The 6319-nt window shown below is 41.3% G+C and carries 5 protein-coding genes; 3 read left to right on the top strand and 2 right to left on the bottom strand.

The genetic code is table 11. The features are described 5' to 3' along the window. A partial coding sequence (locus VF500_RS20945) for a TonB-dependent receptor (RefSeq protein WP_330861546.1) occupies positions 1-976 on the bottom strand: 976 nt, incomplete at its 3' end. 204 nt (positions 977-1180) lie between these two features. Next, a complete protein-coding gene (locus VF500_RS20940) occupies positions 1181-1999 on the bottom strand; it encodes a hypothetical protein (protein WP_330861545.1) in 819 nt (272 codons plus the stop codon). 651 nt (positions 2000-2650) lie between these two features. On the opposite strand from VF500_RS20940, the gene VF500_RS20935 reads away from it, so the two are divergent. The 3 genes from VF500_RS20935 to VF500_RS20925 all read left to right on the top strand — a co-directional run bounded on the left by VF500_RS20935 (position 2651) and on the right by VF500_RS20925 (position 6284). Continuing rightward, on the top strand, positions 2651-4993 hold the full coding sequence (locus VF500_RS20935) for a hypothetical protein (protein WP_330861544.1): 2343 nt from the start codon (positions 2651-2653) through the stop codon (positions 4991-4993). Positions 4994-5445: 452 nt separating this feature from the next. Next, positions 5446-6021: a hypothetical protein gene (locus VF500_RS20930; RefSeq protein ID WP_330861543.1), complete on the top strand. Its 576-nt coding sequence runs from the start codon at positions 5446-5448 to the stop codon at positions 6019-6021. Between the two features lie 44 nt (positions 6022-6065). Beyond that, complete coding sequence (locus VF500_RS20925; RefSeq protein WP_330861542.1) at positions 6066-6284, top strand: hypothetical protein; 219 nt, start codon at positions 6066-6068, stop codon at positions 6282-6284. The last annotated feature ends 35 nt before the right edge of the window (positions 6285-6319 follow it).

The raw sequence follows: 6319 nt of genomic DNA, 5'->3' as shown, positions 1-6319 counted from the left end.
CGCCAAGCACAATGCCAAGCGTAGTTTTGGGCGAAACATCATAATCCAGCCCCGCTTTGGCCGTATTATTCAGCAGCGTACCGGTGAAGTGTGAGGGTTGATCCAGTGTTGTAGTGATTGCCCCGCCGGCGTTGGTGTATTTGCTCAGCGCGTACAGGTTGGTAAGATATTTCTGATCGCTGATATTGTAATTGAAGAAAGTGCTGATGCGCCCCGCGCGGTAATTCAGCGCCAGCGTGTTATTGGTTTTGAAGTAAACACCCTGCGCCACCGTGGCCGAAACTGATCCGTTAAAACCCTTTTGCCGGTTCTTTTTGGTTTTAATGTTGATGATACCCGCATTTCCGTTGGCATCATATCGCGCGGTGGGATTGGCAATCAGCTCGATCTGCGATACCTGGGTAGAGCTCATACTGCTGAGCAGGTTATTCAGATCGGCACCGGAGAGATAAGTAGGCTTGCCATCTATCATCACCAATACGCCCTGCTTGCCTTGTAATGAGATGCCGCCATTACGGCCAACCATCACGCCCGGCGATTTCTCCAGCACCTCCAATACCGTAGCTCCCACATTGGTTACCGACGCATCTACGTTGACGATCACCTTTCCCTGTTTCACTTCCACCGGCGGAGTTTTGGCCGTGATGTTCACCTCGTCCAGTACGGTACTAAGGGATTGCATACGGATGGTATCCTGCATTACATTCCCCGTAGTAGTGTAGCTGCGGGTGGTTTGGGGTTGATAACCGGTATAAGTTACAGAGAAACTAAATGATCCCTGCGGAATGTTCTGAAACCGGGCCTGGCCGCGGGCATCACTTACGATCATGCTGACCTGCCGGTTAGCCTGTACCAGTTTAACGGTGGCACCATCGGCGGGCTGGGCATTTTCTTTAATAACTATCAGCGTAAACTGTTGTGCAAAGCCGCCCATAGGTAACAGGGCCAGTAAAAAGAGTAAAAGCGTACGGGTCATTCAGTCAATCCTAATAATCCCGTAAGATAATCAGGCTGAGGCTGATGTTTGCAATTTAAGGTGTGAAAATATGGGTGAAAATCACTTTTCTGATCTCGTTGTTTCAGTGGGGTGACTACTTTAAAGTCACGAGTACGCCACGCTCTTTGTCGGCGCTGCATACCCGCGCCAGTTTGGACATTAATACCTAATACATGACAAATCTTATTTACACAACGAACTCAGCTTCATTAAAACGCTTCCGTCAATAATTTCTGTCGCAACTTTGCCATTGGCGTAAGTGTAGGTAAAAGTATGATTGCTGGTATCCGTTTTACCGCTATAGGTATTATAGGTGTAGAAATGCTGTACGCCGACGTTATGCTTAGAGAAAGGATTGAAATAACTGAATATATCATAGGCCCAGTCGTAGGGCATCCTGTAGTTTACGTTGGGCTTGTCGTCGTAATTACCGTAGCGTGCTTTTACATTGCCGTATTGGTCGGTAAGTTGGGTTAAATTGTCGTTGTCGTCGTACACCAGATTATCAATATAGTTGCCATCGGTTTGCAGGGAGGTATTGTCCGAATATTGAGCGTAGCTGGCCAGCCGCCCTTTGGTGTCGTAAGTGTATGCGCTGTGTACTATAAGTTTATTACCCAGGTAATACCGGCTGGCGTTCATCAGCGTATCGTTATAGTCATACTCGTTACGGGTGTAATAATTGGCGGAACTGTTGCTTCCCAACGACATCCACGACTTTACCACATGTCCATGATCGTAGGCAAAAGTATCGCTCCAGGCAACGGCGCCGCCGCTGGTAACCACATGCCTTATCAGCTGGTGCTGGCTGTTGTAATAGTAGTAATTGGCATAAGCCGCTTCCGGGAAGCTCATGTTCGAGTCTATCGTCATATAATCATAGCAGGCAGGACCTGTTTGCTTTTTGGCCGCATCTTTTTTACAGCCTGAAAACAGTAGTGAAACCCCAAAAAACAGCAGCAGGAATGGGATCATCAGTTTGGCGAAGACAGGTTTAATCATATGGTTTATATGGGTATTTGACATGAAGATAGGAAATATTTGCTGAAGGTGGAAGTTCTGATGATAGGCCCATTTATAAGAAGTATTTGTAAACTTTTTTAGGACGATACACTCCAATCCCGCTGATAATGCTCTCAATTTGATTCAGCTGTTCCTACATATCGCGCCAGTTTGGGGTGGCAAGCCTATCTGTTACATTTAGTAAACTTGAAATTTTAATTGTGAAATAATATTAAATATTTTTTTGTTTTAATAGCTGTTTATGCATAGTTTTATTTTACCATTAAATCTAAATCAAATACATTTTTCTCAGTAATCAATTAATACCAATTCTATTTAATAATGCGACGCGCCACCTTTTAGGACGACGTGCAAGATATTGTTTAGTCAAAAATTGCGGGAATTTATCTATTTAACCAAGAGAAAAACAAGAGAGGAAAATCTATTGCGCCTAAGCAATGACGCTGAACATCCTATCTATGATGAGAGACAACCAAATAATTTCTTTTTGAGTTATATTGAGTTTACAGTGGGCCAAATCAACATATTAAATAAATTCTATCGCTCATGATGCTCCTTAATTTATCTCCGTATCAGTTTTTCAAAACAGGCCAAAAGCACAGACTGTATTGCTGGTTAGTATTTATGGTAATGACTGTTTTTTTAACTCATTCTTGTTTTGCACAAGACGGAGATTTGAAAATCCAGGAGTTGAATGACCGTCAGAAATTCAGTAAAATATACATTCATTTTGACCGTGACAATTATGCCCCCGGAGATACGGTTTGGTTCAAGGCTTACCTTGTTCAAGCTGGAAATAGCAAAGAAGCGGCGAAGAACTTTTATTTCGAAATTTACACCGCGGATGGTCATATGCAAAAGAGGGTTACAGCGCCGGTCTATGAATCGACTGCATCGGGCAGTGTTATTTTGCCAGACACAAAAGACTTGAAAGATCTCTATTGTCGTGCATATACCTTGGATTTTTTGAAAGAAGCCAGGGGCAGTGGTTATATTAAAAGAATTGCTATAGCGCAAGTTGATGCACCTAAAAATGTACTGGATTCCAATGCAATATTCGCCCGTTTTTTACCCGAAGGCGGTGATTGGATAAATGGCCTTCCGTCGCTGATAGCCTTTAGTTTTACTGATCGTAATGATATGCCTGTCAATGTAACAGGTGTCGTAAAATGTGAAAATAAAGTGGTTACTGACTTTGGAACGCAACATGATGGACTGGGAAGCATGACAATGATCCCGGAAGCAAATAAAGATTACATTGCCGAATGGAAAACAGCTGACGGTTTAAGCCACAGAACCGAGCTTCCGCAGCGAAAACCACAGGGCGTAGTAATTCATGTTAATGATGTGAAAGACGGGAAAAAGTTTTTCATATATCGGACAAAGCTCGTAGATGAAAATAGCAAAAAGCTCAGCCTCATTGCAACAATTGACGGATACCTGATTTATGATGCAAAGATCGACCTCTCTCAAAACGAAGCAATGAATGGCGTTATTCCCGTAAAAAACCTGCCGACAGGTATTATGGAAATTAAATTACTGAATGCAGCCCGTGTTCCGGTTGCCCAACGGCTAACTTTTGTAAATAATATGAACTATAAATTTGACGTAGATACACAGTTTATAGCAATAGATAAACGAAAGCGCGGGCTTAATAAGATACGATTATCTATTAAGGATACCCTTCGAGCGAACATTTCGGTATCAATATCGGATTATAGTTGGTCAGACCGTTCTAACAGGAATGACGACATTATATCAAGTTTGCTTTTGACTGAAGATTTAAGAGGTAAGATAATTAACCCAAGCTATTACTTTTCGACCAGTAGTGATAAAGTATCAGGAGAGTTAGATTTAATAATGTTAACACATGGATGGAGAAGATATGAATGGCCTGATACCGTTTACAAGCGAAAAATAAGTTCGTTTGGTGATCACAATTATTTGACGATAGATGGAAAATTAAATTCTGTGGCTAAACCATCTAAGGGATTTTCGGAGAGCAGTATAAACATCATTATTCAGGCAGCCGATTCAAGCTCTGTTTTAGTGCCACTTAAAATCGATAAGTCGGGGTCGTTTTTCAAAGATGGCTTAGTATTTTATGGAGACGCAAAGTTATATTTCAGAACACAAAACAAATCCATACAAGCAGATTTATATAAAATTCCAATAAATAATGGCTTGATAGATAGCATCCAACCATCAAATTATATATTAAAAGATGAACTGCCTGGGGGGCCTGTTATCGGGGAAAAATTACCCGCCATAGCTGTTGAGTATATGTTAAAGGGAAATGTTAAGACTCTTAAAGAAGTTGAGATCAAAGCTAAAGCCGTAACTGAAAGTGAAAAAGTTGATGAAACGTATACAGCAGGCATCTTTAGTGGCGGTATTTCCAAAAACTTTAATGTAGGGAATGATAAAAAGGCCGAAAATTTTGTCTCTCTTTTTCAATACCTTTTAGGGAAAATCCCAGGTTTAGAAATTTCAAATGCTATATCTCTCAATCCAACAGTAGAATGGAGAAATAAGATTCCGGTTACCTTTTTTCTTAACAATCAAAAAAGTTCAGCATACGATATCCGTAGTATTGGCATGTCGGAATTTGATTACGTTAAGATATATGACCCGTCAATGGGGGGGATTTTTGGAGCATACGGCGGGGTTATTGCTGTTTATACCAAAAAAGGGAAAGGATATGATTTCGATAGCCAGGATAATAAATATACCTCCCTTCGGGGTTACTCTCCAGTAATGACATTCTATTCACCCCAATATGCAACAACAGTAAATCCGACGAATCCCGATTACCGAAAAACCTTATATTGGAATCCCAATGTAATATTCGACAAGAAAATGAAAGAGTTTATGATAAAGTTCTACAATAATGACCTGGCTAAAAGTTTTAAGCTTGTGATTGAAGGGCTAAATTCCAATGGAAAGTTAACACATATCGAAAAGATATTTTGAAATGCAGATCTCTTTGGTTAAAGAGACTCTAATATCTGTTATAACAGCCAATAAGGTTACTTCACGCATATGTTTTAACGCAATGGATAATTAATTAACGTAAATTTTGCTCTCCTAACGCGCGTGAATATGCAGTGCTGGCCGAAAGCAACGTGACGTTTTTTTAAAGGGACAACTACACTACGCTCTTTGCCGGCGCTGCATAGTTGCCCTCACCGGCGCGAGTATGCAGCACCGGATAATGTCGGCAGAGTACTCGTGACTTCTCAGCTACCTATGCATCAGTTTTTAATAATACAAGCGTCGCTATGTTACTTTATCCACTATAAGAATTATGTTACATGCTCTTATAGTTCTTAGGCAAAATTGTTGCCGCTGGTAAAAATGTAACAAATTCGAAAGTATTTGCAACATACGCGAAAGCAGCTTTCGGATGGGCTATGTTTCTTTGTATGGCAATTGTACCAGCGTTGCCAACTGTAGCCATCATGTTTGGCGAGTTTCAAAATAAATATGTTTACCTGCTTATGAAAAACCTACCAAAAACCTTATCAGTGCCGCTTATAATGATACTAAGCTGCGTACTATTTCCCGGATGCAACTACAGTAAAGGCACCAAAAAAGACTTTAGCACCGGTTTATCATTCAGCTACAATGGCTTTATTGTGCAGGACGTTTTATTGATCGATCCGGCCAATAAACGTATGACCGACAATAAAGTACAAATAAATACCCACATAGCTATAGTTGCGCTTGGCGTAAACAATTATCAGCTTAAGGACAACAAGGCTTTTCCGGGAATGATGCTGTTGGTGACCGATAAAAAGGGAACTCCTGTGCTTAAGGCTGACGACCTGTTTGCCGGAGACCAGGGCCATCCGCCTGCAAACGCTACCGAACTGCGCGGAGACATCACCATTGCAAAACCAATGGTAGCCGGGGAAACCTATCACGTAAAAATGCACGTTTGGGACAAGGTAAAAGCTGATAATGAAATAAATATTGAAGCAGACCTGGCTGTGCAGTAAGCTATTATACACCCCGAATTTGGTAACCTTTTAAATTATTTATCATGGCCATTCTTTTGCCGAGAAAACCAACCCTTATTTGCATGGCAGTGCTGGGCCCTATTTGCATGGTGGACGGGATTGTCAAAAAAGACACCAAAGAGATCCTGGCAATGTTGGCCGTATTTATATTTGCTGTAGTAAGCCTCCTTAACGACAGGAAAAAAAAACTGGCCATTAAAAATGACCGGGAACGTAGCACCCCCATCAATCCAAACCAATAACTTAAACAAACTCTCAAACGGTGCGAGTATTGCAG

The sequence above is a fragment of the Mucilaginibacter sp. genome (genome assembly GCF_036383575.1).
Classification (GTDB): domain Bacteria; phylum Bacteroidota; class Bacteroidia; order Sphingobacteriales; family Sphingobacteriaceae; genus Mucilaginibacter.
Note: the sequence above shows the minus strand (reverse complement) of the source record. Positions and strands in the feature narration are given on the sequence as shown.

What these genes read in the sequence shown, in the direction of transcription:
- VF500_RS20940 (WP_330861545.1), bottom strand. Translation starts at nt 1,999, where the DNA reads ATGATTAAACCTGTCTTCGCCAAACTGATGATCCCATTCCTGCTGCTG.
- VF500_RS20935 (WP_330861544.1), top strand. Translation starts at nt 2,651, where the DNA reads ATGACTGTTTTTTTAACTCATTCTTGTTTTGCACAAGACGGAGATTTG.
- VF500_RS20930 (WP_330861543.1), top strand. Translation starts at nt 5,446, where the DNA reads ATGGCAATTGTACCAGCGTTGCCAACTGTAGCCATCATGTTTGGCGAG.
- VF500_RS20925 (WP_330861542.1), top strand. Translation starts at nt 6,066, where the DNA reads ATGGCCATTCTTTTGCCGAGAAAACCAACCCTTATTTGCATGGCAGTG.